Genomic DNA, 26,922 nt, shown 5'->3' on the forward strand with positions numbered 1-26,922 from the left:
GCGAGCTTTAGGCGCGGATGCGCGCGGCGGCAAGGCTTGGACTGGACAAATGCGCGATCGCCGTTCATCGGCTTATGCAAGCGTCGGGACGATCCGAGGAGGCGTGGCCCCATGGGGTTGCGGCGGATCGACACCGGGGCATCGTGCAGCAATAACCACCTTAGATCACGGGGGAACGGGCAGATGAGCAGGCGCAAGCTGGTTGTCGGCAATTGGAAGATGAACGGGATGCGCGAGCATCTGGATGAGGTGGAGGCGATCGGCGATCTGGCCGCCGCGCATCCGGCGGTCGAGGTCGGGCTGTGCCTGCCCGCGACGCTGATCATGGCCGGGTCGGAAAAGCGCGGCGCGGCGTTCATCGGCGCGCAGAATTGCCATATGGACATGAGCGGCGCCTATACCGGTTCGCTGTCGGCGGAAATGCTGGCGGAGGCGGGCGCGACCTGGGTCATTACCGGGCATAGCGAACGGCGTGAGGCGCGCGGCGAAACCAATGCCGACATCGCGGCAAAGGCGCTGGCGGCCAAGGCGGCGGGCCTGAACGTCATCCTGTGCGTGGGCGAAAGCCTGGACGTGCGCGACGCGGGTAATGCCGAAGCGGTCGTGTCGGCGCAGTTGCTCGCATCGCTGCCCGAAGGCGCGGCGGCGGACTGGCTGGCGGTGGCCTATGAACCGATATGGGCGATCGGCACCGGCCGTATCCCGACGATGGAGGCGGTGGAAACCATGCACGCCGCGCTGCGCGCCGCGCTCGCCACCCGGATCGGCGCGGAGGCGGACAAGATGCGGATCCTCTATGGCGGGTCGATGAACGGCGCCAATGCGGCGGAGTTGCTGGGAATTGCGGATGTCGACGGCGGCCTGATCGGCGGCGCGAGCCTGACGGCGGCGAAATTCGCGCCGATCATCGAAGCGGCCGATGCCAAGGTGACGGCGGCGGTTTGAGTAAATTAAGCCCCTCCCTCTCAAGGGAGGGGAGAAAAAGGCGCGGTTGCCCCCAACGTCCTTCGTCGCTATGTGCGCGCCAACGCATTCTAAAGTACCGGACCCCGTCGCATGTTCACCTTCCTTCTCGTCGTGCAGGCCATCATCGCTGCCCTGCTGGTCGCCGTCATCCTGATGCAGAAGTCGGAAGGCGGCGGTTTGGGCGTGGGCGGCAGCCCGGCGGGCCTGATGTCGGCGCGCGGCGCGGCGGATTTCCTGACCCGGTCGACCACGGTGCTGGCGACGATCTTCGTCACCCTGTCGATCGTCATGGCGGTGATCGCATCGGTGCGGCACGCGCCCAGCGACATCGACACCTCGCTGGTGCGCAAGGCGCCCGCGAGCCAGAACGCACCGGCTTCCAACAACGGCGATCCGTTGGCGGGTGCGGCGAGCAATGCGGCGTCGGCGACGCCCTCGGCTCCGGCGGCCAACGGCGCGGTTCCGCTCGCCAACTAATCCGTTCACCGAATTTTCGATCTTTTTTGAGCGTGCGTGGATTTGCGCGCTTGCCCTTTATCGTTCTGAAAGGCTAAGCCTCTCCTCCCATGACGCGGTATATTTTCATCACCGGCGGCGTGGTCTCCTCGCTTGGCAAAGGCCTCATGGCCGCTTCGCTCGCAGCTTTGTTGCAGGCACGAGGTTTCCGTGTGCGAATCCGGAAATTCGACCCCTATCTCAACGTCGATCCGGGCACGATGTCGCCCTATCAGCATGGCGAAGTCTATGTGACCGACGACGGGGCGGAAACGGACCTTGACCTGGGCCATTATGAGCGCTTCACCGGCGTGTCCGCGCGCCAGAGCGACAATGTGACGCAGGGCCGCGTTTATCAGACGATCATCCAGCGCGAGCGGCGCGGCGATTATCTGGGCGCGACGGTGCAGGTCATTCCGCACGTGACGGACGAGATCAAGGCGTTCGCCCTGGCCGACACCGACGATCTGGATTTCGTGCTGTGCGAGATTGGCGGCACGGTGGGCGACATCGAATCGCTGCCGTTCATGGAGGCGATTCGCCAGTTGCATAACGATCTGGATCGCGGTCAGTCGATCTTCGTGCATGTGACGCTGGTGCCCTATATCGCGGCGGCGGGCGAACTGAAGACCAAGCCAACCCAGCGTAGCGTGCGTGATTTGACGTCGCTCGGCATCCAGCCCGATATCCTCCTGTGCCGCTGCGAACATCCGTTGCCGGACAGCGAGCGCAAGAAGATCGCCTTGTTCTGCAACGTGCGGCCCGAAGCGGTGATCCCCGCGCTCGACGCCAGCAGCATCTACGCCGTGCCGCATCAATATCATGCCGAAGGGCTGGACGAGGAAGTGCTACGCGCCTTCGGTATCAAGGATGCGCCCGTGCCCCAACTGGAGCGCTGGGACGACATCATGGATCGCCAGCAGAACCCCGAAGGCGAAGTCACGATCGGCGTGGTCGGCAAATATGTCGGCCTGCTCGACGCCTACAAGTCGCTCTACGAAGCGCTCAACCATGGCGGCCTTGCCAACCGGGTGAAGGTGAAGGTCAAGTGGATCGACGCCGAACTGTTCGAGAAGGGCGACGACATCATCGCCAGCCTGGAGCCGATGCACGGCATATTGGTCCCCGGCGGCTTTGGCGTGCGCGGGTCGGAAGGCAAGATCGCGAGCGTTAAATTCGCGCGCGAACGCAATGTGCCGTTCTTCGGCATATGCCTGGGCATGCAGATGGCCTGTATCGAGGGTGCGCGGAACACGGCGGGGATCGCGGAGGCCTCCACCACCGAATTTGGCGAGACGTCCGAGCCGGTCGTGGGCCTGATCACCGAGTGGATGAGCACGGAAGGCCTGCAGAAGCGGACGGCCGATACCGATCTGGGCGGCACGATGCGGTTGGGCGCCTATCCCGCCAAACTGACCGGCAACAGTGTGGTCGCAGGCATTTACGGCACGAACGACATCAGCGAGCGGCACCGCCATCGCTACGAAGTGAATGCCGGTTATCGCGAACCGCTGGAGAAGGGCGGTCTGATCTTTTCCGGCATGTCGCCCGACGGCACGCTGCCTGAAATTGTCGAGCGGCCCGACCATAGCTGGTTCGTGGGCGTGCAGTTCCACCCGGAATTGAAGTCCAAGCCGTTCGATCCGCATCCGCTCTTCGCCAGCTTCATCGAAGCGGCGGTCAAACAGAGCCGGTTGGTGTAAGGAAATGGGGCCATCTGGCCCCGTTTTTCGTTTCGGGCAGCCTCCTGGCGAAGGCGGAGCCGCATAAACACAATCGTCAAAGGGCGGACATGACATCCGTTTGCGCGAAATCATTGCCGACGAACAGCAAGGGGCAGTTGCGCGTCGTTGCGAGTTCATAGGCGAAACAGTCGCCGAAGTTGAGACTGGCGGGGTGGACGCCTTTGCCCCACCGCGCATAGGCGTCGGCCGCGCGTTTTGCGGAATCCAGTGTTACCGGCACTATTTCGATGTCGAGTGTCTCGATCAGGCGCTTGGCCTGCGGACCATGATGACGCCGAAGCGCAACGATCAAGACCTCCGTCAACGTGCCTGCTGACATGATCAGCGCATCGTCGGTTTCCAAGGCTTTTGCGCAAACATCCGCTTCCGCTTCATTCAGCAGAATGGCCATGATCGCGGACGTATCGATGACGATCAACCCGGCAGACCATTCTCATCGTAGAGAAAGTCCTGGCTTCGCGCCGCGCAGGGGCCGGGGGACGCAATCTTGGCGGCTTCCGCGCGAATTTCTTCGATCAAGGCGCGTCGGGATGCAGCATCTACACGCGCCTTGACGGGCACAAGACGCACGGCGGCATGGCCGTGCCGGGTAAGGATGACTTCATCACCAGCCTCGGCTCGCCTGACAAGATCGGTCAACTGCGCCTTGGCGTCGGATACGGAGATTTTCATCCTGATCACCTTATATAATGATCGGGTAATTATGGACTATCAAATGGTCCAAATCAAGATGCCGCAGGCGTCAGCTTCAACAGCCGTCCCTGCGATCCTTCCTTGCCATCCTCCAGCAACCACAGCGCGCCGTCCGGCCCTTGCTCGACTTCGCGGATACGAGCGCCCAGGTCCCACTGGTCGGCCTTGGCCGCCTTTTCGCCGTCCAGTTGCACGCGGACCAGGCTCTGGCTGGACAGGCCGCCGATGAACAGCGATCCTTTCCAGGCCGGGAACAGATCGCCCGAATAATAGATCAGGCCGCCGGGGGAGATGACCGGGTTCCAGCTAACCTTGGGCGCTTCATAGCCGTCGCCCGCCTTGTGATCGGGAATGTCGCGGCCGTCATAATGGCTGCCATTCGATGCCTTGGGCCAGCCATAGTTGAGGCCGGGCTTGATCAAATTGACTTCATCGCCGCCCTTTGGCCCCATTTCCTGTTCCCACAGGCGGCCGTCCTTGTCGAAGGCGAGCCCAAGCAGATTGCGATGGCCGTAGGACCAGATGGCAGGGTCGAAGCCCTTGGCCGCCAGCGGATTGCCCGCCGCCGGGGTGCCGTCCAGGTTAAGTCGCAAGACCTTGCCCAGTGTCGCCTTGGGATCTTGCGCCGGATCGAATTTCTGCCGCTCGCCATTGGTGAAGAACAGATATTTGCCGTCGGGCGAGAAGGCGATACGGCCGGAATAATGACCGTTACCATCGACATAGGGGCTGGCGCGGAAGATGACGGTCACGCCGTCCAGCTTCGTATTGCCGTCGCTCGCCTGGTTGAACGCGCCCTTGGCCAGCGCGACGCCCTTCACCCCGTCACGCTCTTCGGAAAAGCTGAAATAGACGGCCTTGTCCTTCGCGAAGGTTGGGGAGAGGACGACGTCCATCAGCGCGCCCTGGCCCGCGCTGTCGACCTTGGGAATGCCCGCGACCGGAATTTTGGTGCCGTTCTTCGGATCGAACAGGATCATCTCGCCCGCCTTCTCCGTCACCAGCGCGCGGCCGTCGGGCAGGAAGGTCATGGCCCAGGGCGATTCGAAGTCGGCGATGACGGCGGTCTTGAACGGCTTGTCGGCAGCCGTGGTGCTGTTCTGGCCGGTGGCGTTGTCGGCCGAACAGGCGATCAGGATGAGGGGCAGGGCGGCCATGAAAGTGCGCATCAGGTTTCGACTCCGTTCGGGCCGAGCTTGGCGAAGCCCTGCCCATTCGTGAAGGGGAAGTGCAGCCCTTCGACAAGCGCAGGGCGAACGGTTCGTATGGGGAACTGCCGATCACGAATAATGTTGCAGATTTCGTAGCTCTCACCTATATCGGCCTTGCTTCCTTACATCGTTACACATGTCGGGGTCGCAGGCGGAACGCTTGCGGCACGGTAGGTCTGCGGCATTGGGAAGTGTGCATAGAGTTTTACGGAGATTGCATGGCGGACATCGCCCTATTGACCACGCTGATCGAACCCGAGGTAAAAGCCCTGGGCTTCGACCTCGTGCGGATCAGGCTGTTCGGGTCGGGCGACGAGCATACGCTGCAGATCATGGCCGAAGACCCGAGGACCAAGCAGTTGGTGATCGAGGATTGCGCCGCGATCTCCCGCCGCCTGTCGGACGTGCTGGACGAAACCGATCCGATCGAGGAAGCCTATCGGCTGGAAGTCAGTTCGCCGGGCATCGACCGGCCGCTGACCCGGCTTTCCGACTTTATCGAATGGGCGGGGCATGAAGCCAAGATTTCCGCCACCGAGATTGTCGAGGGGCGCAAGAGCTTTCGCGGCGTGCTGAACGGCGTCGAGGGCGAAGATGTCCTGTTTACCGATGCGAAGGCCGGCGATGTCGCCATCCCCTTCGCCTTGATCAGCGACGCAAAGCTGTTGCTGACCGACGCGCTGCTTTCTGCTACCATGCCGCTCTCATCCGATGGGGCGGACGACTTTGAAACCGAAGAGTAAGGGTTCCTAAAGCCATGGCCAACGCCATTTCCGCCAACCGGGCAGAACTGATCGCGATCGCCAACAGCGTCGCATCCGAAAAGATGATCGACAAGGCGATCGTCATCGAAGCGATGGAAGACGCGATCCAGCGCGCCGCCCGCGCGCGCTACGGCGCCGAGAACGACATCCGTGCCAAGCTGGACCCGGAAACCGGCGACCTGCGTCTGTGGCGCGTGGTCGAAGTAGTCGAGGTCGTCGAGGATTATTTCAAGCAGGTCGACCTGAAGGCCGGGCAGAAGCTGAAGAAGGACGCCGTGATCGGCGACTTCATCGTCGATCCGCTGCCTGCCATCGACTTGGGCCGCATCGACGCCCAGTCGGCCAAGCAGGTGATCTTCCAGAAGGTCCGCGATGCCGAGCGCGAGCGCCAGCATGAAGAATTCAAGGACCGCGTGGGTGAGATCATCACCGGCGTCGTCAAGTCGGTTGAGTTCGGTCATGTCGTCGTCAATCTGGGCCGGGCCGAAGGCGTCATCCGCCGCGACCAGCAGATCCCGCGCGAAGTCGTTCGCGTCGGCGACCGCATCCGTTCGGTCGTGTTGAACGTCCGCCGCGAAAATCGCGGGCCGCAGATTTTCCTGAGCCGCGCGCATCCCGAGTTCATGAAGAAGCTGTTCGCGCAGGAAGTCCCGGAAATCTACGATGGCGTCATCACCATCATGGCCGCCGCCCGCGATCCGGGCAGCCGCGCCAAGATCGGCGTCATCAGCCGCGATTCGAGCATCGACCCTGTCGGCGCCTGCGTCGGCATGAAGGGCAGCCGCGTGCAGGCCGTCGTGCAGGAAATGCAGGGCGAAAAGATCGACATCATCCCTTGGTCGGAAGATACCGCGACCTTCGTCGTCAACGCGCTGCAGCCCGCGCAGGTCAGCCGCGTCGTCATCGATGAAGAAGAAGAGCGCATCGAAGTCGTCGTTCCCGACGATCAGTTGAGCCTCGCCATCGGCCGTCGCGGCCAGAATGTCCGCCTCGCCAGCCAACTGACCGGCAAGGCGATCGACATCATGACCGAAGCGGACGCGAGCGAGAAGCGCCAGAAGGAATTCGTCAGCCGTTCCGAACTGTTCCAGAACGAACTGGACGTGGACGAGACGCTGTCGCAGCTGCTGGTCGCCGAAGGCTTTGGCGAACTGGAAGAAGTCGCCTATGTCGAGATTGACGAGCTGGCGGCGATCGAAGGCTTTGACGACGAACTGGCCGGCGAATTGCAGAACCGCGCGCTCGAAGCGCTGGAACGCCGTGAGGCGGCCGCTCGTGAAGAGCGCACCAATCTGGGCGTCGAGGATGCGCTGGCCGACATGCCGCATCTGACCGAAGCGATGCTGGTGACTTTGGGCAAGGCGGGGATCAAGACGCTGGACGACCTGGCGGATCTGGCCACCGACGAACTGGTGCAGAAGAAGCGGATCGACCAGCGCCGTCGCAAATCGGAAACCACCGAGGACAAGGGCGGCATCCTGGCGGCCTATGGCCTGTCGGACGAGCAGGGCAATGAGATCATCATGGCCGCGCGTGCGCACTGGTTCGAAGACGAGGAAGCATAAGAACAGATGCCGTTCGTGGATATCCGTCTGGCTGGCACCGTAACCCGCGCGCAGAAAGCCGCGCTGGTCGCCGACGTCACCCGGTCGCTCGTTGAGCGACTGGGGAAGCCGGCGGCTGCGGTGCAGATCGCTATCACCGAACTGAGCCTGGACAATTACGCGGCGGGCGGCGCATTGCTGGCCGACCGCGCGCCCACGCCGCTGCCTCTAACAAGGGAGGACGCCAATGCCGCGGTCACTCCCCGATGAGAGAATAAGCACCCCAACATCGCCAATGGGGCCATGTGCTCCTGCGAAAGCAGGAGCCCAGTCCCCCGGTCACGCGCTTTCTCAACCGCGGAACTGGGTTCCTGCCTGCGCAGGAACACGGGCCAGCCAAGAGGAGGGGGCATCCCTGTGACCGAACGCAAATGTATATTGACCGGCGACCGCGCCGACCCAGACATGTTGATCCGCCTGGCGGTGGGACCGGAGGGGCAGGTGTTGCCCGACATCCGCGCCAAGGCGCCGGGGCGGGGTGCCTGGATCGGCGTGTCGCGCGCGGACCTTGAAACCGCGATCGCCAAGGGCAAGCTCAAGGGCGCGCTGGCGCGATCGTTCAAGGACGGCGCGCTGCTGATCCCCGATGGTCTGGCGGAGATGATCGAATCCGGCCTGCGCAAGACGCTGCTGGACCGGCTGGGGCTGGAATCGCGCGCGTCGATGCTGCTGACGGGGTCGGAAAAGATCGACGTCGCCTGCCGCAAGGGGCAGGTGCAATTGTTGCTCCACGCCGCCGATGCGGCGGCGGACGGCAATCGCAAACTGGACCAGGCGCTGCGCGTCGGACAGGAAGCGGAAGGCACGGATTTGGCGGGCACCGTCTTGCCTGTGGACCGCGACGCCCTATCTATGGCAATGGGACGCGACAACGTCGTCCATATCGCGGTCACCGACTCGCGTGCGGCGTCGCGTCTGCGCGGCGCTATCGGCCGCTTGGAAAGCTATCTGGGTTGCGCTAACGGGGCGCCTGTACAGGGGGAGCATGACTCCACCGATGTGCCGGACGTGGTCGATTAGCCGAAAGTTCGGATGTAAATTCGTTAAGGGCGCCGACGGGCCTTTCCGGTCGGAGCGGAAGTGAAGGGTTAAGTTCAGTCGTATGAGTGACAGCAAGGAAGACAAGCCGGTTCTGGGCCGCAAGCCGCTGGGCATCAAGCGGACCGTTGAATCCGGTCAGGTGCAGCAGCAGTTCAGCCATGGCCGCAAAAATACGGTCGTGGTTGAAGTGAAGCGGCGCCGCGTCCTGGGCAAGCCGGGTGAGACGACCGGTGCTGCGCCTGCGGCTGCGCCACAGGCCGATCCCACCCCGGTCGCGCCGCGCCCCGCAGCGCCTGCGCCCGCGCCGCAGCAGACCCGCGCGCCGCAGCCCGCCCCCGTACGGCAGGCACCGCCGCAGAGCCTGATGTCGCGTCAGGAATTGCAGGCCAAGCTGCTGCGCGAAGCGGAAGAATCGCGCATGAACGCGCTGGAAGACGCACGTCGCCGCGAAGACGCCGCCCGTCTGGCCGCGATCGAAGAGCAGAAGCGTCGCGCCGAGGAAAATCGCCAGGCCGCCGAGAGCCCGGAGCCGACGCCTGCGCCGGTCGAGCAGCCTGCTGCCGAGCCAGTGGCGGAGGCCGCCGCGCCCGTGCAGCCTGCGCAGGAGGCCGCTGCACCTGTAGCGCCCGCCGAGCAGGAGCGTCCCGCCGCGACCACGGCCGCTTCGCCGCCGCCGCGCCGCTTCACCCCGGTCACCCCGATCAAGCGTCCCGAGCCGAGCAAGCCCGAACGGGCGAAGAAGGGCGAGGATAATCGTCGCCAGGCCGGCAAACTGACCGTGACCAAGGCGCTGGCCGATGACGACAGCGCCCGCGCCCGTAGCCTCGCCGCGCTCAAGCGCGCGCGTGAAAAGGAACGCCGTGCGCATTATGCAGGCGGGTCCAAGACGCGCGAAAAGCAGTCGCGCGACGTGGTCGTGCCGGAAATCATCACCGTGCAGGAACTGGCCAACCGTATGGCCGAAAAGGGCGCGGACCTGGTCAAGTCGCTGTTCAAGATGGGGCAGGCGGTTACGCTCAACCAGCCGATCGATCAGGATACGGCCGAACTGCTGGTCGAAGAATTCGGCCACCGCATCCAGCGCGTGTCCGAAGCCGACGTCGAAATCGGCATCGAAGGCGAAGCCGACGCGGTCGAATCTTTGAAGCCGCGTGCGCCAGTCGTCACGATCATGGGCCATGTCGATCATGGCAAGACCTCACTGCTCGACGCCTTGCGCGGGACCGATGTGGTCGCGGGCGAAAGCGGTGGCATCACCCAGCATATCGGCGCCTATCAGGTGACGACGAAGAAGGGCGATGTGATCACCTTCCTCGATACGCCGGGCCATGAAGCCTTTTCGGAAATGCGCGCGCGTGGCGCCAACGTCACCGATATCGTCATCCTGGTGGTGGCGGCCGACGACGGGCTGATGCCGCAGACGATCGAGGCGATCAACCACACCAAGGCGGCCGGCGTGCCGATGATCGTGGCGATCAACAAGTGCGACAAGCCCGAGGCCAATCCGCAGAAGGTGCGCGAGCGCCTGCTGAGCGAAGAGATTGTGGTCGAAGATATGGGCGGTGACGTCCAGGATGTCGAAGTCTCCGCACTCAAGAAGACGGGTCTGGACGAGCTGATCGAAAAGATCCTGCTGCAGGCCGAAGTTATGGAACTGACCGCCAACCCCGATCGCGCCGCCGAAGGCAATGTGATCGAGGCGCAGTTGGACAAGGGCCGTGGCGCCGTCGCCACCGTGCTGGTCCGCAAAGGCACGCTCAAGGTCGGCGACACCTTCGTCATCGGCGCGGAAAGCGGCAAGGTCCGTGCGCTGGTCAACGACAAGGGGCAGCAGGTGAAGTTCGCCGGGCCATCGACCCCGGTCGAGGTGCTGGGACTGTCGGGCGTACCGATGGCAGGCGACCAGATGACGGTCGTGGAAAATGAAGCCCGCGCCCGTGAAGTCGCGGCCTATCGCCAGGAACAGATCACGCGCAAGCGGACGGCGTCCGTGCCGACCAACTTCGAACATATGTTCTCGGCGCTCAACACGACCATGATCGAATATCCGGTCGTGATCCGTGGCGACGTGCAGGGATCGGTCGAAGCGATCGTCAGTGCGCTTAACCGTATTTCGACGGACGAGATCAAGGTGCGTATCCTCAGCTCCGGCGTCGGCGCGATCACGGAAAGTGACGTGACGCTGGCAGCCGCCAGCCGTGCGCCGCTGATCGGCTTCAACGTGCGTCCCAATGCCAAGGCCCGTCCACTGGCGGTGCGGGAGAAAATCTCGCTGCGCTATTATGACGTGATCTACGACCTGCTCGAAGAAGTGCGTGGCGAAATGGCGGGCCAGTTGGCGCCCGAGCGTATCGAAACGATCGTGGGTCGCGCCGAAGTGCTGCAGGTGTTCCCGGCGGGCAAGAAGGACAAGGCAGCCGGGCTGCTGGTTCTGGACGGCATCATCCGCAAGGGGCTCAATGCGCGCCTCACTCGGTCGGACGTCATCGTGTCGAAGACGATCATCCACTCGCTCCGCCGGTTCAAGGACGACGTGTCCGAAGTCCGCGCGGGCATGGAATGTGGCGCGGTGCTGCAGGATACGAACGACATCAAAGCCGGCGATACGCTGGAACTGTTCGAGGTCGAGGAACGTCAGCGCACGCTGTAACGGACCTGTATCGATAGGCTGCGGAGGGAAGCGATATGGTCATGCTGGGCACGATCACGCCGGTTCTCCGCAGTTTCGACGAAGCCCGGACGCGCGCCTTCTATTGCGACTTTATGGGATTCGAGCAGGTGTTCGCGCACCGGTTCGAACCGGACCTGCCGCTATATATGGGCGTGAAGCTGGGAGCCTGCGAACTGCATCTGTCTGAACATTATGGCGATGCGACGCCAGGATCGGCGATCCGCATCGCGGTGGACGATGTCACGGCCTATGTGGCGCAATTGCGGGCAAAAAATTTCGGCAATGCTCGGCCGGGCGCTCCAAAGAAGACAGACTGGGGCGGTCTGGAAACCACCATCACCGATCCAGCGGGAAACCGATTGATGTTTTATACCTATTTGCCGAAGGACCAGGCATGAGCAAATCTCCGGAGGGTCCGTCCGTCCGCCTGCTCCGCGTGGGCGAACAGGTGCGGCACGTCCTGTCCGACATTCTCCAGCGCGGCGACGTGCATGACGATGTGCTGGACAAGCATGTCGTGAGCGTCACCGAAGTGCGCATGTCACCCGACTTGCGCCACGCGACCATCTTCATCAAGTCGCTGCTGGGGCAGGATGAAGCCGCAGTGCTCAAGGCGCTGCGCACCAACACCGCCTATCTGCAGCGGGAAGTGGCGACGCGCATCGCGCTGAAATATGCGGCGAAGCTGAAATTCCTGGCCGACGACAGTTTCGACGAAGGCTCCCATATCGACAAGCTGCTGCGCGATCCCAAGGTGGCGCAGGATCTGGTCAAGGACGAAGACGCGGATTGACTTGGGGTTAGGTAAGACGCATCTTACCGTCATGAACGCCAAGACAACTCTGTCGGCCAAGGGCCAGGTCGTCATCCCCAAGGATGTGCGCGATCAGCTTGGTCTGTCGCCGGGGCAGGTGCTGGACGTCGTGCCCATGGGCGGCGGCGTGCTGCTCAAACCGCAGCACCGGAAATCGGGGCGCAGTTTCGATGAGATCATGGCGGGGATCAGGGCGCGCATCGCTTATGACGGTCCACCCGTCACGATTGAAGAGATGAACCAGACGATCGCCGAAGGCTGGCGCAAGGCGGGCGAGGACAGCGATCGTTGAAGGCGGTGGACACCAACATCCTGGCCCGCGCCCTTGTTCGGGACGATATTGTGCAAGCCCGGATTGCAGACGCCTTAATTGCCGATGGCATATTCATCCCGCTGACCGTCATGCTCGAAACCGCATGGTTGCTGGGCAGCCGATATAAGGTGGGGCGGGCAGCGCTGGCGGATATCCTGTCCGACATCATGGACCTGCCCAATGTGTCGGTGGAGCAGGGCGACGGCGTAAGATGGGCCGTGGCGCAGTTCCGCGCCGGCGCGGACATTGCCGATGCCATTCATGTATTGGCGGCCAACGGTACGGAAGCCTTCGTGACGTTTGATGCAGAGGCTTTCCGCAAACTGGTCGATCCGCCCGTAGCAATCGAGGTTCCGAAATGATGCGCTTTCCGTTCGCCCTGCTGCTGGCCTGTACCGTGATCGCTCCGGTCCATGCCAAGGAACCCGCGATCCATCATGCCGTCATCGCCGACCCCAAGCCGGACGCGGCTTATCCAGCGGGCATGAGCGCCTTCGTTATTCCGGCGGAGGATGGCGCGATGAATGCGGTGATGTACACCGCAGCCGGTGCAGGCGTGCATCCCACATTGCTGCTGCTGCACGGCTTTCCGGGCAACGAGCAGAATCTGGACCTTGCTCAGGCAGCGCGTCGGGCCGGATGGAATGTGCTGACGCTCCATTATCGCGGGTCGTGGGGCAGTCCCGGCATTTTCTCGTTCATGCATGCGTCTGAAGATGCCTTTACCGCGCTGCAATATCTGCAACAGCCCGCGGTCGTCGCCCGCTATCATATCGACACCAGCGCGATCGTGGTGGCGGGACATAGCATGGGCGGCTTCATGGCCGCCGATGCCGCCGCCGCAGACCCGCGCGTCGCCGGACTGTTCCTGATCGATCCCTGGGATCCGCTCCAGACCACCGCGTCGCTCGCGACACCGAAGGGAGAGGCGGACTGGAAGGCCGAAGTCGCGGGCGATTTGCCGCCGCTGAACGGCGCGACCTATGACAGCCTGACCGCCGAGATAAGGAATGGGGGCGAGAAGTTCGATCTGGGCCGCCGTCTGGCTGGCTATGGCCGCCGCCCGCTGACGATATTGGGCGCGGAAAAGGGGATCGGCGCGATGGCGCGCAAGGTCGCCGCCGACGCACAGGGGACCAATCCGTCGGCGCGGTTGATGGTGTGGCCGACCGACCATAGTTTTTCCGACAGCCGCATCGCGCTGGCCGATGCGCTGGTCCGTTTCCTGGCTGGCGTCGCGCCGACAATCCGCTAATCGGGGCCGATGGCGAAGCTCTATTTCTACTATAGCTCGATGAATGCGGGGAAATCGACCACCCTGCTGCAATCGGATTTCAACTATCGCGAACGCGGCATGGACACGATGTTGTGGACCGCCGCGCTGGACGATCGTTATGGCCGGGGGCGGATCGTGTCGCGCATCGGGCTGGAAGCACAGGCGCATCTGTTCGATCCGCAGGTCGATATCTTCGCCGCCATCGCCGCCCAGCATGACGCCACGCCGCTGTCCTGCGTACTGCTGGACGAGGCGCAGTTCCTGACCGAAGCGCAGGTGTGGCAACTGGGCGCGGTCTGCGACCGGCTGGGTATCCCGGTGCTCTGCTATGGCATCCGCACCGATTTCCAGGGGGAACTGTTTCCCGGCAGCGCCGCGTTGCTGGGCCTTGCCGACACGCTGACCGAGATCAAGACGGTGTGCGATTGCGGGCGCAAGGCGACGATGAATTTGCGCGTCGATGCCGCAGGGCAGGCGATCCAGCAAGGCGCGCAGACCGAAATCGGCGGCAATGATCGCTATGTCGCGCTATGCCGTCGCCATTTCGTGGAGCAGATGCAGCGCTGAACGCCGGAGCCGTCAATCGATCGTCGCGATCCAGTCGGGCAGGTCGGTCAGCCGCTCCAATTGGATGAAGCGCGCATGGTCGGACGGCGCGGTGGCGCTTTCATGCGACCAGCCGCCTTCCTGCGGGACGAAGGCGGCCCATGCGCCCGCCTCCAGCGCGGGCAAGATATCCGACCGCATCGAATCGCCCGCCATCACGGCCTGTTCTGCAGCGACGCCGTGGCGGGCGAAGAGCGTGCGGAAGGTGTCCACTTTCTTGTCGCTCACGATTTCGATGCCGGAAAACAGATCACCCAGGCCGGACGCCGCCAGCTTGCTTTCCTGGTGCAGCAGGTCGCCCTTCGTCACCAGCACCAGCGGCCCGACCTTCGCCAGCCGTGCCAGCGTGTCTTCGACCCCGTCGAACAGATCGACCGGATGGGCGAGCAGTGCGCGCCCCGCCGCCAATATTCCCTCGATCATCGCGGTGGACAGCGACTCGCCTGCCAGTTCGACCGCCGTTTCGATCATCGAGAGGGTGAAGCCCTTCGCGCCATAGCCATAGAGCGGCAGATTGCGCGTCTCGCACGCGATCAGCCGCTCACGCGTCACATCCGCGTCGGCAAAGGGGCGCAGCATGTCGAGCAGCGCGTCTTCGGTCGCATTGAAATGGCGCATATTGTGCCAAAGCGTGTCGTCGGCATCCAGGCAGATGAGCTTGATCGTCATGCGCGCCCTGTATCGCGGGATGGGGCAAGGGGGAATGGTGGAATTGGGAGGCCACGGACCACCTCTGCCATAGCACATATTCGTCACCCCGGACTTGATCCGGGGTCCCGCTGTCTTGTGATGGGAGGAAGAAGCGGGATCCCGGATCAAGTCCGGGATGACGGGGAATGGATGCGGAGTCCTGTAGCTTTAAAAGCTGACAGGGCAGGACGAGGCAGCTAAGCCCCGCCGCCATGCATGGCTGGATCATCCTCGACAAACCGCACGGCCTTGGCTCCACCCAGGCGGTGAGCGCGGTCAAGCGCGCGCTGCGCACCAGTGGTGCTGGCAAATGGAAGGTCGGCCATGGCGGCACGCTCGATCCGCTGGCGACCGGGGTTCTGCCGATCGCGGTGGGGGAGGCGACCAAGCTGGCGGGCCGGATGCTCGACAGCGACAAGATTTACGACTTCACCGTCGCATTCGGTGTCCAGACCGACACGCTCGACCTGGAAGGCAAGGCGATCGCCGAGAGCGACGTGCGGCCTACGCTGGGGCAAGTGGAAGCGGTGCTGCCGCGCTTCACCGGCGAGATCGAACAGGCGCCGCCCGCCTATAGCGCCATCCTGATCGACGGCCAGCGCGCCTATGACCTTGCCCGCAAGGGGGAGGAGGTCGAGATGAAGTTGCGCAGCGTGACGATTCACCACCTCGAAATCCGTCATCCCCGCATAGGCGGGGATCCATCTCTCAATAGTGGGACTGGGCGCGAGGTGTGGGAGATGGGTTCCCGCCTTCGCGGGAATGACGACCCGTTGGACTGCATCACCCTCACCGCCCATGTCTCCAAGGGCACTTATATCCGCTCCCTCGCCCGCGACATCGCGCTGGCGCTGGGGACGGTCGGCCATGTCACCATGTTGCGCCGTATCAAGGCCGGGCCGTTCACGCTGGAAACCGCGATAACGCTGGACAAATTGGACGAAGCTGCTAAGGGCGGCGGCATCGGTGGGCTTATGCTGCCGTTGACGGCGGGGCTGGACGACATCCCGGCTCTCCCCGTCTCTCCCGATCAGGCCATCGCTCTCCGCCAGGGGAAGATACTGACCGGGATCGCCGCTGCCACTGGCCTTCATCTGGCGACCGACGGGATCATCCCCGTCGCGCTGGTCGAAATGCAGGATGGCGACATCCGTGTGGTGCGCGGTTTCAACCTGATGTCGAGGGAAGACGATTAGATGACGATTACTGCCGAGCGCAAGGAAGCGCTGATCAAGGAATATGCCCGCGCTGAGGGTGATACGGGTTCGCCAGAGGTTCAGGTTTCGATCCTGACCGAGCGGATCACCAACCTGACCGAGCATTTCAAGGGTCACCACAAGGACAATCATAGCCGCCGTGGTCTGCTGATGATGGTCAACAAGCGTCGTTCGCTGCTGGACTATCTCAAGAAGAAGGATCAGGCGCGTTACACCGACCTGATCGGCAAGCTGGGCCTGCGTAAGTAAGCCTGCACAAAAGGGACGGCCCCATTCGGGGCCGTTTCTGATTCTGACACATGGCGTCCGGCAATTCGGCAAGGCGTTCATGATCCGGGAGACATCTCCCACACCGTTCGGGCTGAGCGAAGTCGAATCCTTATGCTGAACGAAGTGAAGCAAGAGCCTTCGCTCCGCTCAGGCGAGCCCTTCGACAGGCTCAGGGCGAACGGAGGAGAGTGTAAAGCTCTCCATTCATGGAGCCGCACCGGCTCCACCAAAGGCCCCGCCCGGCAATAGGGCCGACGCGGGCGAAGGAAAAAATCTATGTTCGACGTCAAGAAAGTATCCATCGAGCTGGCCGGCAAGACGCTGACTCTCGAAACCGGTCGTATCGCGCGCCAGGCTGACGCCGCCGTGCTGGCCACCTATGGCGAAACCGTGGTGCTGTGCGCCGTGACCGCTGCTAAGAGCGTGAAGGAAGGGCAGGACTTTTTCCCGCTGACCGTTCACTATCAGGAAAAATATTCCGCCGCCGGCCGCATCCCCGGCGGCTTCTTCAAGCGTGAGCGCGGCGCGACGGAAAAGGAAACGCTGGTTTCCCGCCTGATCGACCGTCCGATCCGCCCGCTATTCCCCGAAGGTTTCTATAACGAAATCAACGTCATTGCCCAGGTTCTGAGCTTCGATGGCGAAAGCGAGCCAGATATCGTGGCGATGATCGCCGCGTCGGCTGCGCTGACCCTGTCGGGCGTGCCCTTCATGGGTCCGATCGGCGCTGCGCGCGTCGGGTACAAGGATGGCGAATATATCCTCAACCCCTCGCTGGACGAAGCCAAGGCCGGCGAACTCGACCTGGTCGTCGCCGCCACCGGCAACGCGGTGATGATGGTCGAATCCGAAGCCAAGGAACTGTCGGAAGAGGTCATGCTGGGCGCGGTCCTGTTCGCCCATGAAGCGAGCAAGAAGATCGCCAACGCGATCATCGACCTGGCCGAAAAGGCGGCGAAGGATCCGTGGGATATCGCCAAGGGCGACAATCTGGAAGACCTGAAGAAGAAGCTGAAGAAGCTGATCGGCAAGGACATCGCGGCGGCCTACAAGCTGACCGACAAGTCGGCCCGTTCCAACGCGCTGAACGAAGCCCGCGCCAAGGCGAAGGCCAGCTTCACCGCCGAAGGCCTGGATGCCCAGACCGTGATGGCCGGCATCAAGCTGACCAAGAAGCTGGAATCGGAAATCGTGCGCGGCGCCATCCTGAAGGACGGCAAGCGCATCGACGGCCGCACCACCACGCAGATCCGTCCGATCGAAGCGATGGTCGGCTTCCTGCCCCGCACCCATGGTTCGGCCCTGTTCACGCGTGGTGAAACGCAGTCCATCTGCACCACCACGCTGGGCACCAAGGACGCCGAGCAGATGATCGACGGCCTAACCGGCCTGCATTATGAAAACTTCATGCTACACTATAACTTCCCGCCCTATTCGGTCGGTGAAGTCGGCCGCTTCGGCGCGCCGGGTCGTCGCGAAGTGGGTCATGGCAAGCTGGCATGGCGTGCGCTGCACCCCGTGCTGCCGAGCAAGGACGAGTTCCCCTACACGATCCGCGTTCTCTCCGACATCACCGAGTCGAACGGTTCGTCCTCGATGGCGACCGTCTGCGGCGGTTCGCTTTCGATGATGGATGCCGGTGTGCCGTTGAAGCGCCCCGTGTCCGGCATCGCCATGGGCCTGATCCTGGAAGGCAAGGACTTTGCCGTCCTGTCCGACATTCTGGGTGACGAAGATCATCTGGGCGACATGGACTTCAAGGTCGCGGGCACGTCGGAAGGCATCACCACGATGCAGATGGACATCAAGATTGCGGGCATCACGCGCGAAATCTTCGAAGCCGCGCTCACCCAGGCGAAGGAAGGCCGCGCGCATATCCTTGGCGAAATGAGCAAGGCGCTGTCCTCGACCCGCACCGAATTGTCGGCCCATGCCCCGCGCATCGAGACGTTACAGATCGACAAGTCGAAGATCCGCGAAGTCATCGGCACCGGCGGCAAGGTGATCCGCGAGATCGTCGCCGAAACCGGCGCGAAGGTGGACATCGACGACGAAGGCCTGATCAAGATCAGCTCGTCCGACCCGGCGCAGATCGAAGCGGCCCGCAAGTGGATCCTGGGCATCACCCAGGAAGCGGAAGTCGGCAAGATCTATGACGGCAAGGTCGTCAACATCGTCGATTTCGGTGCCTTCGTGAACTTCATGGGTGGCAAGGACGGTCTCGTCCACGTCTCCGAAATGAAGAATGAGCGCGTCGAAAAGCCGACCGACGTCGTGTCGGAAGGCCAGGAAGTGAAGGTCAAGGTTCTCGAAATCGATCCGCGCGGCAAGGTTCGCCTGTCGATGCGCGTCGTCGATCAGGAAACCGGCGCAGAGCTGGAAGACACCCGTCCTGCCCGTGAAGCGCGCGAGCCGCGCAGCGACCGTGGCCCGCGCCGTGATGGCGGTGGCGATCGTGGCCCGCGTCGCGAAGGCGGCGAAGGCCGTGGCGACCGTGGCCGTGGCCCGCGCCGCGATGGCGGTGACCGTGGTCCCCGTCGTGAACGCAGCGAAGGCGGCAATGATGACGGCCCGGCACCGGGTGGCCTGCCCGACTTCCTGACCCAGGACTAAGGGACGTGCCGATCGCAGGATCGGCCGACCACATGATAAAACGGGGTGTCCGGTCCGCCGGGCGCCCCGTTTTCGTATCTGCAATCCATTAAGCTGATTTCGATCAATGCGCGTCGTGAAAGTTCTGATACTGTAACAACGGGCATTTGGGGATCGTCATGCAACGGAGGAATTACCGCTTTGTCGAACGCCTGCCGCTCGTCCTCGACCGGCCGGTCTATGCCTATATCCTGACCATTGTCTTTTGCGCATCCGCCCTGCTGTTGCGTTATGCGGCGGAGCCTTTGCTGCCGACGGGCTATCCCTTCGTCACTTTCTTCCCCGCGGTCATCCTGTCATCCTTCCTGTTCGGCGTGCGGCCCGGCATCTTCGCGGGCGTTTTGTGCGCGATCCTGTCCTGGTATGTCTTCATCCCGCCCTATGGCAGCTTCACGCTCAATCCCGCGGTGGCGGTGGCGATGCTATTCTATACCGGCGTGGTCGTGGTGGACATCGCGCTCATCCATTTCATGCAGCGCGCGAATTTCAACCTCGCGATAGAGCGGGAGCGCAGCGCTGCGCTGGCGGAAAATCGCGAACTGCTGTTCCACGAACTCCAGCATCGCGTGTCCAACAATCTGCAGGTCGTCGCCGCGATGCTCTCGCTCCAGCGGCGTCATGTCGATCATGACGTCGCGCGCCGGGCGCTGGACGACGCATCGGCGCGACTGGCGCTGGTCGGCCGCATCAGTCGCGCGCTTTACGATCCGTCGGGCGTAGGACAGGACATGCGCAGCTTCCTGACGACGCTGACCGCCGACATCGTGGACGCCAGCGGGCGTCAGGATATCGCCCTGACCGTGGTCGCGCCGGCCGATTTGCGGCTGGACCCCAATATCACGGTGCCGCTGGCGCTGGTGGTGGCGGAATCGGTCAGCAATGCGATCGAACATGGCCTGCCCGACCGCGCCGGGCATATCGGCGTGACATTGGAATCGGCGAACGGAGCGCTGGCTTTGCTGGTCGCCGACGACGGGCAGGGCATCCCGGCGGATGGCGGCGCGGACAAGAATGGATCGCTGGGCCTGCGCATCGCCCATGCGCTTGCGGCCCAGTTGGGCGGCCGTTTCGCGCTGCTGCCAGGGGGGCAGGGGGGCGCGATCGCCCGGCTGGATCTGCCTGTCCGGGCAGGCTGTTGAAAGACGCGCATTCTGCCGCTTGGCGGCGGCGCGTCGCTCGGCTATGACCCGCTCCATGCTGACGAAAACCACGACGCGCATCGGCGCGGCCACCGCCCTGGTCCTGACCGCTTCGCTTGTCCTGACAGGCTGTTCGACGTCTAAGAACAAGGCCGATACCCAATATGTCGCCCGCGACGTATCGACCCTGTATAATAGTGGTAAGGACCGGCTGGACCGCGGCCAGTATAAGCTCGCCGCCGCACTGTTTGACGAAGTCGAGCGTCAGCATCCCTATTCGCCCTGGGCGCGCCGGGCGCAGCTTATGTCGGCGTTCAGCTATTATATGAACACCGACTACAACGAAGCGATCGCCGCGGCGCAGCGTTTCCTGTCGATCCATACTGGCAACAAGGACGCGCCCTACGCCTATTATCTGATCGCGCTGTGCTATTATGAGCAGATTGCCGACGTCACCCGCGACCAGAAGATCACGCAGCAGGCGCTGGATTCGCTGGGCGAGCTGATCCGCCGTTATCCCGACACGCGCTACGCCGCCAACTCGCGGTTGAAGGTCGATCTGGTCAACGATCATCTGGCCGGCAAGGAAATGGAAGTCGGCCGCTTCTACCAGCGGCGCGGCCAGTGGCTCGCCGCCACGCTGCGCTTCCGTTCGGTGGTCGATAAATATCAGACCACGACGCACACGCCCGAAGCGCTGGAGCGGCTGGTCGAATCCTATCTCTCGCTCGGCATCCCCGCCGAAGCGCAAAAGGCCGCCGCCGTCCTGGGCGCCAACTATCCTGGCAGCGAATGGTATGCGCGCAGCTACAAGTTGATGCAGCAGCATGGCGGCAAGGCTTAATAGATTTTAGCCCCTCCCTTTCAAGAGAGGGGCTAGGGGTGGGTCGCGACCCCGCAGAGGGCGCGTCAGACCTCACCGTTGCAGGCGCCGCTGGCGCGGCGCACCCACCCCCTGACCCCTCCCTTGAAAGGGAGGGGGAGTAATTGCGCTGCTAACCTCGCTCGCCATCCGCAACGTCGTGCTGATCGAAGCGCTGGACCTGGAGTTCGGCGCGGGCCTGTCGGTGCTGACGGGCGAAACGGGCGCGGGCAAATCGATCCTGCTCAATTCGCTGGGACTGGCGCTGGGCGCGCGCGCCGATAGCGGCCTGGTGCGCAATGGGGAGACGCAGGCCAGCGTCGTCGCCAGCTTCGAACCGCCCGCTGCCGCCACCCGCGTCGCGCTGCTGCTGGCGGACAACGGCATCGATATCGAACCGGGCGAACCGCTGCTGATCCGCCGCCTGGTGAAGGCGGACGGCGGCAGTCGCGCCTTCGTCAACGACCAGCCCTGTTCGGCCGCGCTACTGCGCGATATCGGCGGATCGCTGGTCGAAATCCACGGCCAGCATGACGATCGCGGTCTGCTCAACCCGCGCGGGCATCGGGCTTTGCTCGACAGCTATGGCCGCTGCGAAGCAGGCGCGGTCGCCGCCGCCCATGCCGCCTGGCGCACGGCAGCGACCGCTTTGGCGGAGGCGCGCACCAGCGTGGACAATGCTGCACGCGACCGCGATTATCTGACTCACGCGGTCGAGGAACTGCGCAAATTCGCGCCTGAACCGGGCGAGGAAGCGGCGCTCGCCGAAGAGCGCGCGACCATGCAGAAGGGCGCGCGCCTGACCGATGACCTGTCCGCCGTGGGCGATTGCCTGACCGGATCGGACGGCGGTCTCGCCCAGTTGCGGCAGGCCGCGCGTCGGCTCGATCGCATCGCGTCGGAAGAACCGCTGCTCGCCGCCGTGCTCGACGCGCTGGATCGCGCCGTGGCGGAAGCGAGCGAGGCGGAGGATCGGCTGGCCGAAGCCGCCGACGCCCTGAGCTTCGACCCCGCGCGCTTGGACCGGGTCGAAACCCGCTTGTTCGATCTGCGCGGCCTGGCCCGCAAACATCATGTCCAGCCCGATGACCTGGCCGCTCTGCACGACGACATGGCCGCCAAATTGGCCGCGATCGAGGGCGGGGAGGAGCATCTCGCCAAGCTGGAGGCCGATGTCGCGACGAAGGCCGACGCCTATCGCGCCGCCGCACAGGCGCTGTCGGCCGAACGGCAACTCGCCGCCGGTCGTCTCGATGCTGCGGTGGCGGGCGAACTGGCGCCCCTGAAACTCGACGCCGCCCGTTTCCGCACCGTGGTTGCGCAGCTGGACGAGGGCCAGTGGAGTCCGCAGGGCATGGACCGGGTCGAGTTTGAAATCTCGACCAATCCCGGCGCGCCCTTCGCCCCACTGGCGAAAATCGCATCGGGCGGCGAATTGTCGCGCTTCATCTTGGCGCTGAAGGTCGCGCTGGCGGAACGGGGCGGGGCGGACACGCTGATTTTCGACGAGATCGACCGGGGCGTGGGCGGCGCGGTAGCCGACGCGATCGGCGAACGCCTGTCGCGGCTGGCGCAGAGCAACCAGATATTGGTCGTGACCCATAGTCCACAGGTCGCGGCGCGGGGCGCGGGTCATATGCTGATCGCGAAATCCAGCGACGGCACGGTCACGCGCACGGGCGTCCATGCGCTGGATGATGCGGAGCGGCGCGAGGAGATTGCACGGATGCTGTCGGGCGCGGAGATCACGGCGGAGGCGCGGGCGCAAGCGGAGCGGTTGTTGGAGCGGGTGTAGAACGGACTGTTCCCCGGCGAAGGCGGGTTAGGATCGAATAGCGCGGGTCTAGCCTTTGTGTTCCCGCACAGGCGGGAACCCAGTCCCGCCCTCTGAACTGGGTTCCCGCCTGCGCGGAACACGGACGGTATGATAGGAGGACATGGCAATGACCCATAACCGTCGAGACATGGTAGGCCTTAACGCCGCCATCGCGGAGGCCTGCCCGATCATTACCGGTTTCTTCCAGCACGTCGAAACCGTGCCGGTGGGGGTGTGCAGTGCCATGTGTTCACGCGGAGACGCGAAGACGCAGAGATTTTTAGCGGCCTCCGGCCCCTTAAATGATGCCGGGCAGCGACCTTCGACGGCCTCCGCACTACCCCTCCGCCAACATCCTCCGCGTCTCCGCGCCTCCGCGTGAACAATCAAAGGCGAGAAGCGCTTGCTTTCGCTGATGCAAGACAGACGCTAAAGCATCCCCATGATCGACCCCGCCAGCCTCACGCAAGCCGAAGCCGCCAACCGCCTGATGCGCCTGGCCCGCGAGGTGGCTAAGCATAACCGCCTCTATCATGACCAGGACGCGCCGGAGATTAGCGATGCGGATTATGACGCGCTGATCGCCGAGAACAACGCGCTGGAGGCTGCCTTCCCGCAACTCATTCGTGCCGATTCACCCAACGCGCAGGTCGGGGCGGCCGCGACGTCGGCGCTGAAGAAAATCCCCCACGCCGTCCGCATGATGAGCCTGGACAACGGCTTTTCCGACGCGGATATCGGGGAATTCCTTACCCGCATCCGCCGCTTTCTCGCACTCCCCGAAGACGCACCGCTGGCGCTGACCGCCGAACCCAAGATCGACGGCCTGTCTTGCTCGCTGCGGTACGAGAAGGGAGAACTCAAGCTGGCCGCGACCCGCGGCGACGGCACAACGGGGGAGGATGTCACCGCCAACGTCCGTACGATCGCCGACATTCCCCAGCATCTGGTCAGCCCGAACATCCCTGATCTGTTCGAAGTCCGCGGCGAAGTCTATATGGCCAAGGGCGACTTCGTCGCGCTCAACCAGCGCCTGCTCGCCGAAGTCGAAGACCCGGAAAAAGCCCGCCAGTTCGCCAATCCGCGCAATGCCGCTGCCGGATCGCTGCGTCAGAAGGACGCCGCCGTCACCGCCAGCCGCCCGCTGCGCTTCCTCGCCCATGGCTGGGGCGCGCACAGCGCCGTCCCCGCCGACACGCAACTGGGCGTGATGCAGGCGATCGCGTCCTGGGGCTTGCCGGTGTCCGACATGCTGGCCTGCGTCGACAGTCTCGACGCCCTCATCGCCCATTATCGCGGCATCGAAGCGGCGCGCGCGGAACTCCCCTTCGATATCGACGGCGTGGTGTACAAGGTTGATCGGCTTGACTGGCAGCAGCGGCTGGGCTTCGTCGCCAAGGCGCCGCGCTGGGCCATCGCCCATAAATTCCCCGCCGAACGCGCGCAAACGACTCTCGAAGCCATCGACATCCAGGTCGGCCGCACCGGCAAGCTGACCCCGGTCGGCCGCCTGACCCCCGTCACGGTGGGCGGCGTAGTGGTATCCAACGTGACGCTGCACAATGCCGACGAGATCGAACGGCTGGGCGTCCGCCCCGGCGACCGCATCGTCGTCCAGCGCGCGGGCGACGTCATCCCGCAGGTGGTCGAGAATCTCACCCGCGACGCGGTGCGCGCGCCTTTCCCGTTCCCGACCCGTTGCCCCGTCTGCGGTTCCGAGGCCGTGCGCGAAGAGGAGGAGGTCGATTATCGCTGCACCGGCGGCCTGATCTGCCCGGCGCAGCGGTTCGAGCGGTTGCGTCATTTCGTCAGCCGCGTGGCGCTGGATATCGAGGGGCTTGGCGAAAAATCGATCCAGGAATTTATCGAGCTTGGCTGGATCGCCGAACCCGCTGATATCTTCCGCCTGAAAAAGCATCGTCCGGCGCTGTTGGAGCGCGAAGGCTGGAAAGAGACGTCGGTCAAGAAGCTGTTGGATGCGATCGAGGCGAAGCGGACGCCCGATGCCGCGCGGCTACTCTTCGGCCTCGGCATCCGCCATGTCGGCGCGGTGACGGCGCGCGACCTGCTCAAACGTTTTCAGACATTACCTAAACTTCGCGAGGTAGTGGAAACTGCGACAAAAGAAGCAGACCCTCAAGACGCCACTAATGCGATTTTCGAGGCATCATTTGACCTGCACGCGATTGACGGGGTGGGACCGGTAGTCGTCAGTTCCCTCGGCCACTTCTTTCATGAACCGCACAACATTACCGTTTGGGAAGACTTGCTTGGCAATTCAGAGAAGAAGGGCGAGGTCAACCCTCCACCTTATGTCGTGGAAACGACCGCCAGCGCCGTCACCGGCAAGACTATTGTCTTCACCGGCAAGCTGGAAACCATGAGCCGTGACGAGGCGAAGGCGCAGGCCGAACGGTTGGGCGCGAAGGCGGCGGGATCGGTCAGCGCCAAGACCGACTTGGTCGTCGCCGGGCCGGGCGCGGGCAGCAAGCTGAAGCAGGCCGCGGCGCTGGAGATCAAGGTGATCACCGAGGAGGAATGGGCGGAGATCGTGAAGGCGGCGGGGGCATAGCAGATCGGGTTGATCGGGAAGCATCACGACTATCTGGGTTCCCCGGCGAAGGCCGGGGTCCAGTTCAGCTCTCACAGCTGGGCCCCGGCCTTCGCCGGGGAACAGTCACTATGTTACAACCCGCTCACCACCAACCCCGCCGCCGCACAGATTGCCAGCACGGTCATCACGCCGCGCTTGGCGACAAAGATCAGCAGGGCCGCGCCTAAGCCGATCACCGCAATCCGCCAGTCCATACTCGTCCAGTCCGGCCACCACAGGCTGATCGGTCCCGCCGTTACGCGCGCGCCGCGCAGGAACAGCACATGCAGTGCGAACCACAGCGTCAGATTGCCGATCACTCCGACGATCGCCGCGGTCAGCGCCGCCAGCGCGCCTTGCAGGCGCGGCGCGCGCTCCAGCCGCTCCATCCATGGCGCGACGCTGAAAATCCACAGGAAGCAGGGCGCGAAGGTCACCCATGTCGTCAGTAGCGCGCCGAGCATCCCCGCGACCAGCGGCGTGAAGGGCGCAGGCGCGCGAAACGCGCCCAGGAAGCCGACGAACTGCGTCACCAAAATCAGCGGCCCGGGCGTCGTTTCGGCCAAGCCCAGCCCATCGGTCATCTCGCCCGCCGACAGCCAGTGCATCGATTGCACCGCCTCCTGCGCCATATAGGCCAGCACGGCATAAGCGCCGCCGAACGTCACCACCGCCAGCTGCGAGAAGAAGACGCCGATCTTCCACAGTATATGATCCGGGCCGAGCGTCACCAGCACCGCCAGCATCGGCGCGGCCCAAATGGCGATCCAGATCAGCACCGACCGCAGCGTCTGCGCCCAGGGGAGTGGTCCGACCGGCGCATCGCCTGCGGCTTTGCCATGGGCGTGCAGCCAGTCGGGCCGCACCCGCGCCAGCACGAAACCGATCGCCGCCGATCCCAGCACCACCAGCGGAAAGGGCAGGTTGAACAGGAACAGCGCCAGGAAGGCGGCAAAGGCGAGCGCCCGCTTGAACCCGCTGTCCAGCGCGCGCCGCGCAATGCGGATCAGCGCTTGCACCACGATCGCCAACACCGCCGCCTTGATCCCCAGGAATAGCGCCGCCACGGGCTTCAAATCGGCGGCAAAGGCATAGAGCATCGACAGCCCCAGCATGATCGCCGCGCCCGGCAGCACGAACAACAGGCCGGACGCAAGGCCACCGACCGTGCCATGCATCCGCCAGCCGATCCATGTCGCCAGTTGCTGCGCCTCCGGTCCCGGCAGCAGGTGGCAGACATTGAGTGCGCGCAGGAACGCGCCTTCCTCCACCCATTCCCGCTCTTCCACCAGTTCGCGATGCATCAGCGCGATCTGCCCCGCAGGCCCGCCAAAGCTGATCAGCCCGATCCGCGCGAAAACCCGCAACAATGTCGATAAATCCGGTTGAAACATGCACGTCCCCCATGGGCCGGACGCAACGACGCGCGTCCAAGGCCCGATACAGCCGCAATGCTTGGGCGGGGAACGCCTGAACGGGAGATT

General features: G+C 63.9%; 26 protein-coding genes. 21 read left to right on the forward strand and 5 right to left on the reverse strand.

Annotated features, from left to right (window positions below; genetic code table 11):
* The first annotated feature begins 183 nt into the window (after positions 1 to 183).
* The 3 genes from tpiA (at position 184) to U5A89_RS08565 (ending at position 3,164) form a co-directional block, all read left to right on the forward strand.
* Positions 184 to 945, forward strand: coding sequence for a triose-phosphate isomerase (gene tpiA / locus U5A89_RS08555; RefSeq protein WP_338160745.1), 762 nt, complete (start codon positions 184 to 186; stop codon positions 943 to 945).
* Between the two features lie 111 nt (positions 946 to 1,056).
* Positions 1,057 to 1,443: a preprotein translocase subunit SecG gene (gene secG / locus U5A89_RS08560; RefSeq protein ID WP_338160746.1), complete on the forward strand. Its 387-nt coding sequence runs from the start codon at positions 1,057 to 1,059 to the stop codon at positions 1,441 to 1,443.
* 89 nt (positions 1,444 to 1,532) lie between these two features.
* Positions 1,533 to 3,164, forward strand: a complete 1,632-nt coding sequence (locus U5A89_RS08565; RefSeq protein WP_338160747.1) for a CTP synthase — start codon at positions 1,533 to 1,535, stop codon at positions 3,162 to 3,164.
* Positions 3,165 to 3,240: 76 nt separating this feature from the next.
* Here U5A89_RS08565 and U5A89_RS08570 read toward each other — a convergent pair whose 3' ends face one another.
* Genes U5A89_RS08570 through U5A89_RS08580 form a run of 3 tightly spaced genes read right to left on the reverse strand, consistent with a single transcriptional unit; the run spans position 3,241 to position 5,068 of the window.
* Positions 3,241 to 3,624: a type II toxin-antitoxin system VapC family toxin gene (locus U5A89_RS08570; protein WP_338160748.1), complete on the reverse strand. Its 384-nt coding sequence runs from the start codon at positions 3,622 to 3,624 to the stop codon at positions 3,241 to 3,243.
* Positions 3,621 to 3,878: a type II toxin-antitoxin system Phd/YefM family antitoxin gene (locus U5A89_RS08575; protein ID WP_338160749.1), complete on the reverse strand. Its 258-nt coding sequence runs from the start codon at positions 3,876 to 3,878 to the stop codon at positions 3,621 to 3,623. The genes U5A89_RS08570 and U5A89_RS08575 overlap by 4 nt, the downstream gene beginning before the upstream one ends.
* A gap of 53 nt (positions 3,879 to 3,931) precedes the next feature.
* Positions 3,932 to 5,068: a PQQ-dependent sugar dehydrogenase gene (locus tag U5A89_RS08580; RefSeq protein WP_338160750.1), complete on the reverse strand. Its 1,137-nt coding sequence runs from the start codon at positions 5,066 to 5,068 to the stop codon at positions 3,932 to 3,934.
* A 260-nt stretch (positions 5,069 to 5,328) separates the two neighbouring features.
* Between U5A89_RS08580 and rimP the strand changes: the two genes are divergently transcribed.
* The 11 genes from rimP (at position 5,329) to U5A89_RS08635 (ending at position 14,160) form a co-directional block, all read left to right on the forward strand.
* Positions 5,329 to 5,853 (forward strand): ribosome maturation protein RimP, encoded by a 525-nt coding sequence (gene rimP / locus U5A89_RS08585; RefSeq protein WP_338160751.1) that lies wholly within the window; start codon positions 5,329 to 5,331, stop codon positions 5,851 to 5,853.
* Positions 5,854 to 5,867: 14 nt separating this feature from the next.
* Positions 5,868 to 7,439 carry a transcription termination factor NusA gene (gene nusA, locus U5A89_RS08590; RefSeq protein ID WP_338160752.1) on the forward strand — a complete coding sequence of 524 codons (1,572 nt, stop codon included), beginning with the start codon at positions 5,868 to 5,870 and terminating at the stop codon, positions 7,437 to 7,439.
* 6 nt (positions 7,440 to 7,445) lie between these two features.
* Positions 7,446 to 7,688 (forward strand): tautomerase family protein, encoded by a 243-nt coding sequence (locus U5A89_RS08595; protein ID WP_338160753.1) that lies wholly within the window; start codon positions 7,446 to 7,448, stop codon positions 7,686 to 7,688.
* Positions 7,689 to 7,835: 147 nt separating this feature from the next.
* Positions 7,836 to 8,498 (forward strand): DUF448 domain-containing protein, encoded by a 663-nt coding sequence (locus tag U5A89_RS08600; protein WP_338160754.1) that lies wholly within the window; start codon positions 7,836 to 7,838, stop codon positions 8,496 to 8,498.
* An 82-nt stretch (positions 8,499 to 8,580) separates the two neighbouring features.
* Positions 8,581 to 11,169, forward strand: coding sequence for a translation initiation factor IF-2 (gene infB, locus U5A89_RS08605; RefSeq protein ID WP_338160755.1), 2,589 nt, complete (start codon positions 8,581 to 8,583; stop codon positions 11,167 to 11,169).
* Positions 11,170 to 11,210: 41 nt separating this feature from the next.
* On the forward strand, positions 11,211 to 11,588 hold the full coding sequence (locus tag U5A89_RS08610) for a glyoxalase superfamily protein (RefSeq protein WP_338160756.1): 378 nt from the start codon (positions 11,211 to 11,213) through the stop codon (positions 11,586 to 11,588).
* A complete protein-coding gene (rbfA, locus tag U5A89_RS08615) occupies positions 11,585 to 11,983 on the forward strand; it encodes a 30S ribosome-binding factor RbfA (protein WP_338160757.1) in 399 nt (132 codons plus the stop codon). The genes U5A89_RS08610 and rbfA overlap by 4 nt, the downstream gene beginning before the upstream one ends.
* A gap of 31 nt (positions 11,984 to 12,014) precedes the next feature.
* Positions 12,015 to 12,296 (forward strand): AbrB/MazE/SpoVT family DNA-binding domain-containing protein, encoded by a 282-nt coding sequence (locus U5A89_RS08620; RefSeq protein ID WP_338160758.1) that lies wholly within the window; start codon positions 12,015 to 12,017, stop codon positions 12,294 to 12,296.
* A gap of 5 nt (positions 12,297 to 12,301) precedes the next feature.
* Positions 12,302 to 12,679 (forward strand): type II toxin-antitoxin system VapC family toxin, encoded by a 378-nt coding sequence (locus U5A89_RS08625; RefSeq protein WP_338162984.1) that lies wholly within the window; start codon positions 12,302 to 12,304, stop codon positions 12,677 to 12,679.
* Positions 12,679 to 13,572, forward strand: coding sequence for an alpha/beta hydrolase family protein (locus tag U5A89_RS08630; protein WP_338162985.1), 894 nt, complete (start codon positions 12,679 to 12,681; stop codon positions 13,570 to 13,572). The genes U5A89_RS08625 and U5A89_RS08630 overlap by 1 nt, the downstream gene beginning before the upstream one ends.
* A gap of 9 nt (positions 13,573 to 13,581) precedes the next feature.
* On the forward strand, positions 13,582 to 14,160 hold the full coding sequence (locus tag U5A89_RS08635) for a thymidine kinase (RefSeq protein WP_338160759.1): 579 nt from the start codon (positions 13,582 to 13,584) through the stop codon (positions 14,158 to 14,160).
* Positions 14,161 to 14,172: 12 nt separating this feature from the next.
* Here the strand turns inward: U5A89_RS08635 and U5A89_RS08640 are convergent, their stop codons facing one another.
* Positions 14,173 to 14,868 carry an HAD family hydrolase gene (locus tag U5A89_RS08640; RefSeq protein ID WP_338160760.1) on the reverse strand — a complete coding sequence of 232 codons (696 nt, stop codon included), beginning with the start codon at positions 14,866 to 14,868 and terminating at the stop codon, positions 14,173 to 14,175.
* A gap of 233 nt (positions 14,869 to 15,101) precedes the next feature.
* Here U5A89_RS08640 and truB point away from each other — a divergent pair, with 233 nt between their 5' ends.
* From truB to ligA, 7 genes are all read left to right on the forward strand, one after another.
* A complete protein-coding gene (gene truB, locus U5A89_RS08645) occupies positions 15,102 to 16,085 on the forward strand; it encodes a tRNA pseudouridine(55) synthase TruB (RefSeq protein WP_338160761.1) in 984 nt (327 codons plus the stop codon).
* Positions 16,086 to 16,355, forward strand: a complete 270-nt coding sequence (gene rpsO / locus U5A89_RS08650; protein WP_037473756.1) for a 30S ribosomal protein S15 — start codon at positions 16,086 to 16,088, stop codon at positions 16,353 to 16,355.
* 297 nt (positions 16,356 to 16,652) lie between these two features.
* A complete protein-coding gene (pnp, locus tag U5A89_RS08655; protein WP_338160762.1) occupies positions 16,653 to 18,989 on the forward strand; it encodes a polyribonucleotide nucleotidyltransferase in 2,337 nt (778 codons plus the stop codon).
* Positions 18,990 to 19,147: 158 nt separating this feature from the next.
* The gene (locus tag U5A89_RS08660) at positions 19,148 to 20,167 is read left to right on the forward strand and encodes a sensor histidine kinase (RefSeq protein WP_338160763.1); all 1,020 of its coding nucleotides are present in this window, start codon (positions 19,148 to 19,150) and stop codon (positions 20,165 to 20,167) included.
* A 55-nt stretch (positions 20,168 to 20,222) separates the two neighbouring features.
* Positions 20,223 to 21,011 (forward strand): outer membrane protein assembly factor BamD, encoded by a 789-nt coding sequence (locus U5A89_RS08665; protein ID WP_338160764.1) that lies wholly within the window; start codon positions 20,223 to 20,225, stop codon positions 21,009 to 21,011.
* 148 nt (positions 21,012 to 21,159) lie between these two features.
* Positions 21,160 to 22,824: a DNA repair protein RecN gene (gene recN / locus U5A89_RS08670; RefSeq protein WP_338162986.1), complete on the forward strand. Its 1,665-nt coding sequence runs from the start codon at positions 21,160 to 21,162 to the stop codon at positions 22,822 to 22,824.
* A 463-nt stretch (positions 22,825 to 23,287) separates the two neighbouring features.
* The gene (ligA, locus tag U5A89_RS08675; RefSeq protein WP_338160765.1) at positions 23,288 to 25,417 is read left to right on the forward strand and encodes an NAD-dependent DNA ligase LigA; all 2,130 of its coding nucleotides are present in this window, start codon (positions 23,288 to 23,290) and stop codon (positions 25,415 to 25,417) included.
* Positions 25,418 to 25,530: 113 nt separating this feature from the next.
* Here ligA and chrA read toward each other — a convergent pair whose 3' ends face one another.
* A complete protein-coding gene (gene chrA, locus U5A89_RS08680) occupies positions 25,531 to 26,832 on the reverse strand; it encodes a chromate efflux transporter (RefSeq protein WP_338160766.1) in 1,302 nt (433 codons plus the stop codon).
* Between the last annotated feature and the right edge of the window lie 90 nt (positions 26,833 to 26,922).

This window comes from Sphingobium sp. HWE2-09 (assembly GCF_035989265.1).
In the GTDB taxonomy this organism is placed as follows: domain Bacteria; phylum Pseudomonadota; class Alphaproteobacteria; order Sphingomonadales; family Sphingomonadaceae; genus Sphingobium.

Bases quoted from the DNA above. Each gene is read 5' to 3' on its own strand.
- U5A89_RS08640 (WP_338160760.1), bottom strand. From the start codon at position 14,868: ATGACGATCAAGCTCATCTGCCTGGATGCCGACGACACGCTTTGGCAC.
- U5A89_RS08595 (WP_338160753.1), top strand. From the start codon at position 7,446: ATGCCGTTCGTGGATATCCGTCTGGCTGGCACCGTAACCCGCGCGCAG.
- U5A89_RS08665 (WP_338160764.1), top strand. From the start codon at position 20,223: ATGCTGACGAAAACCACGACGCGCATCGGCGCGGCCACCGCCCTGGTC.
- nusA (WP_338160752.1), top strand. From the start codon at position 5,868: ATGGCCAACGCCATTTCCGCCAACCGGGCAGAACTGATCGCGATCGCC.
- U5A89_RS08635 (WP_338160759.1), top strand. From the start codon at position 13,582: ATGGCGAAGCTCTATTTCTACTATAGCTCGATGAATGCGGGGAAATCG.
- rimP (WP_338160751.1), top strand. From the start codon at position 5,329: ATGGCGGACATCGCCCTATTGACCACGCTGATCGAACCCGAGGTAAAA.
- secG (WP_338160746.1), top strand. From the start codon at position 1,057: ATGTTCACCTTCCTTCTCGTCGTGCAGGCCATCATCGCTGCCCTGCTG.
- U5A89_RS08575 (WP_338160749.1), bottom strand. From the start codon at position 3,878: ATGAAAATCTCCGTATCCGACGCCAAGGCGCAGTTGACCGATCTTGTC.
- rpsO (WP_037473756.1), top strand. From the start codon at position 16,086: ATGACGATTACTGCCGAGCGCAAGGAAGCGCTGATCAAGGAATATGCC.
- U5A89_RS08620 (WP_338160758.1), top strand. From the start codon at position 12,015: ATGAACGCCAAGACAACTCTGTCGGCCAAGGGCCAGGTCGTCATCCCC.
- U5A89_RS08610 (WP_338160756.1), top strand. From the start codon at position 11,211: ATGCTGGGCACGATCACGCCGGTTCTCCGCAGTTTCGACGAAGCCCGG.
- ligA (WP_338160765.1), top strand. From the start codon at position 23,288: ATGATCGACCCCGCCAGCCTCACGCAAGCCGAAGCCGCCAACCGCCTG.
- pnp (WP_338160762.1), top strand. From the start codon at position 16,653: ATGTTCGACGTCAAGAAAGTATCCATCGAGCTGGCCGGCAAGACGCTG.
- U5A89_RS08580 (WP_338160750.1), bottom strand. From the start codon at position 5,068: ATGCGCACTTTCATGGCCGCCCTGCCCCTCATCCTGATCGCCTGTTCG.
- rbfA (WP_338160757.1), top strand. From the start codon at position 11,585: ATGAGCAAATCTCCGGAGGGTCCGTCCGTCCGCCTGCTCCGCGTGGGC.
- chrA (WP_338160766.1), bottom strand. From the start codon at position 26,832: ATGTTTCAACCGGATTTATCGACATTGTTGCGGGTTTTCGCGCGGATC.
- truB (WP_338160761.1), top strand. From the start codon at position 15,102: ATGCATGGCTGGATCATCCTCGACAAACCGCACGGCCTTGGCTCCACC.
- infB (WP_338160755.1), top strand. From the start codon at position 8,581: ATGAGTGACAGCAAGGAAGACAAGCCGGTTCTGGGCCGCAAGCCGCTG.
- U5A89_RS08565 (WP_338160747.1), top strand. From the start codon at position 1,533: ATGACGCGGTATATTTTCATCACCGGCGGCGTGGTCTCCTCGCTTGGC.
- U5A89_RS08630 (WP_338162985.1), top strand. From the start codon at position 12,679: ATGCGCTTTCCGTTCGCCCTGCTGCTGGCCTGTACCGTGATCGCTCCG.
- tpiA (WP_338160745.1), top strand. From the start codon at position 184: ATGAGCAGGCGCAAGCTGGTTGTCGGCAATTGGAAGATGAACGGGATG.
- U5A89_RS08660 (WP_338160763.1), top strand. From the start codon at position 19,148: ATGCAACGGAGGAATTACCGCTTTGTCGAACGCCTGCCGCTCGTCCTC.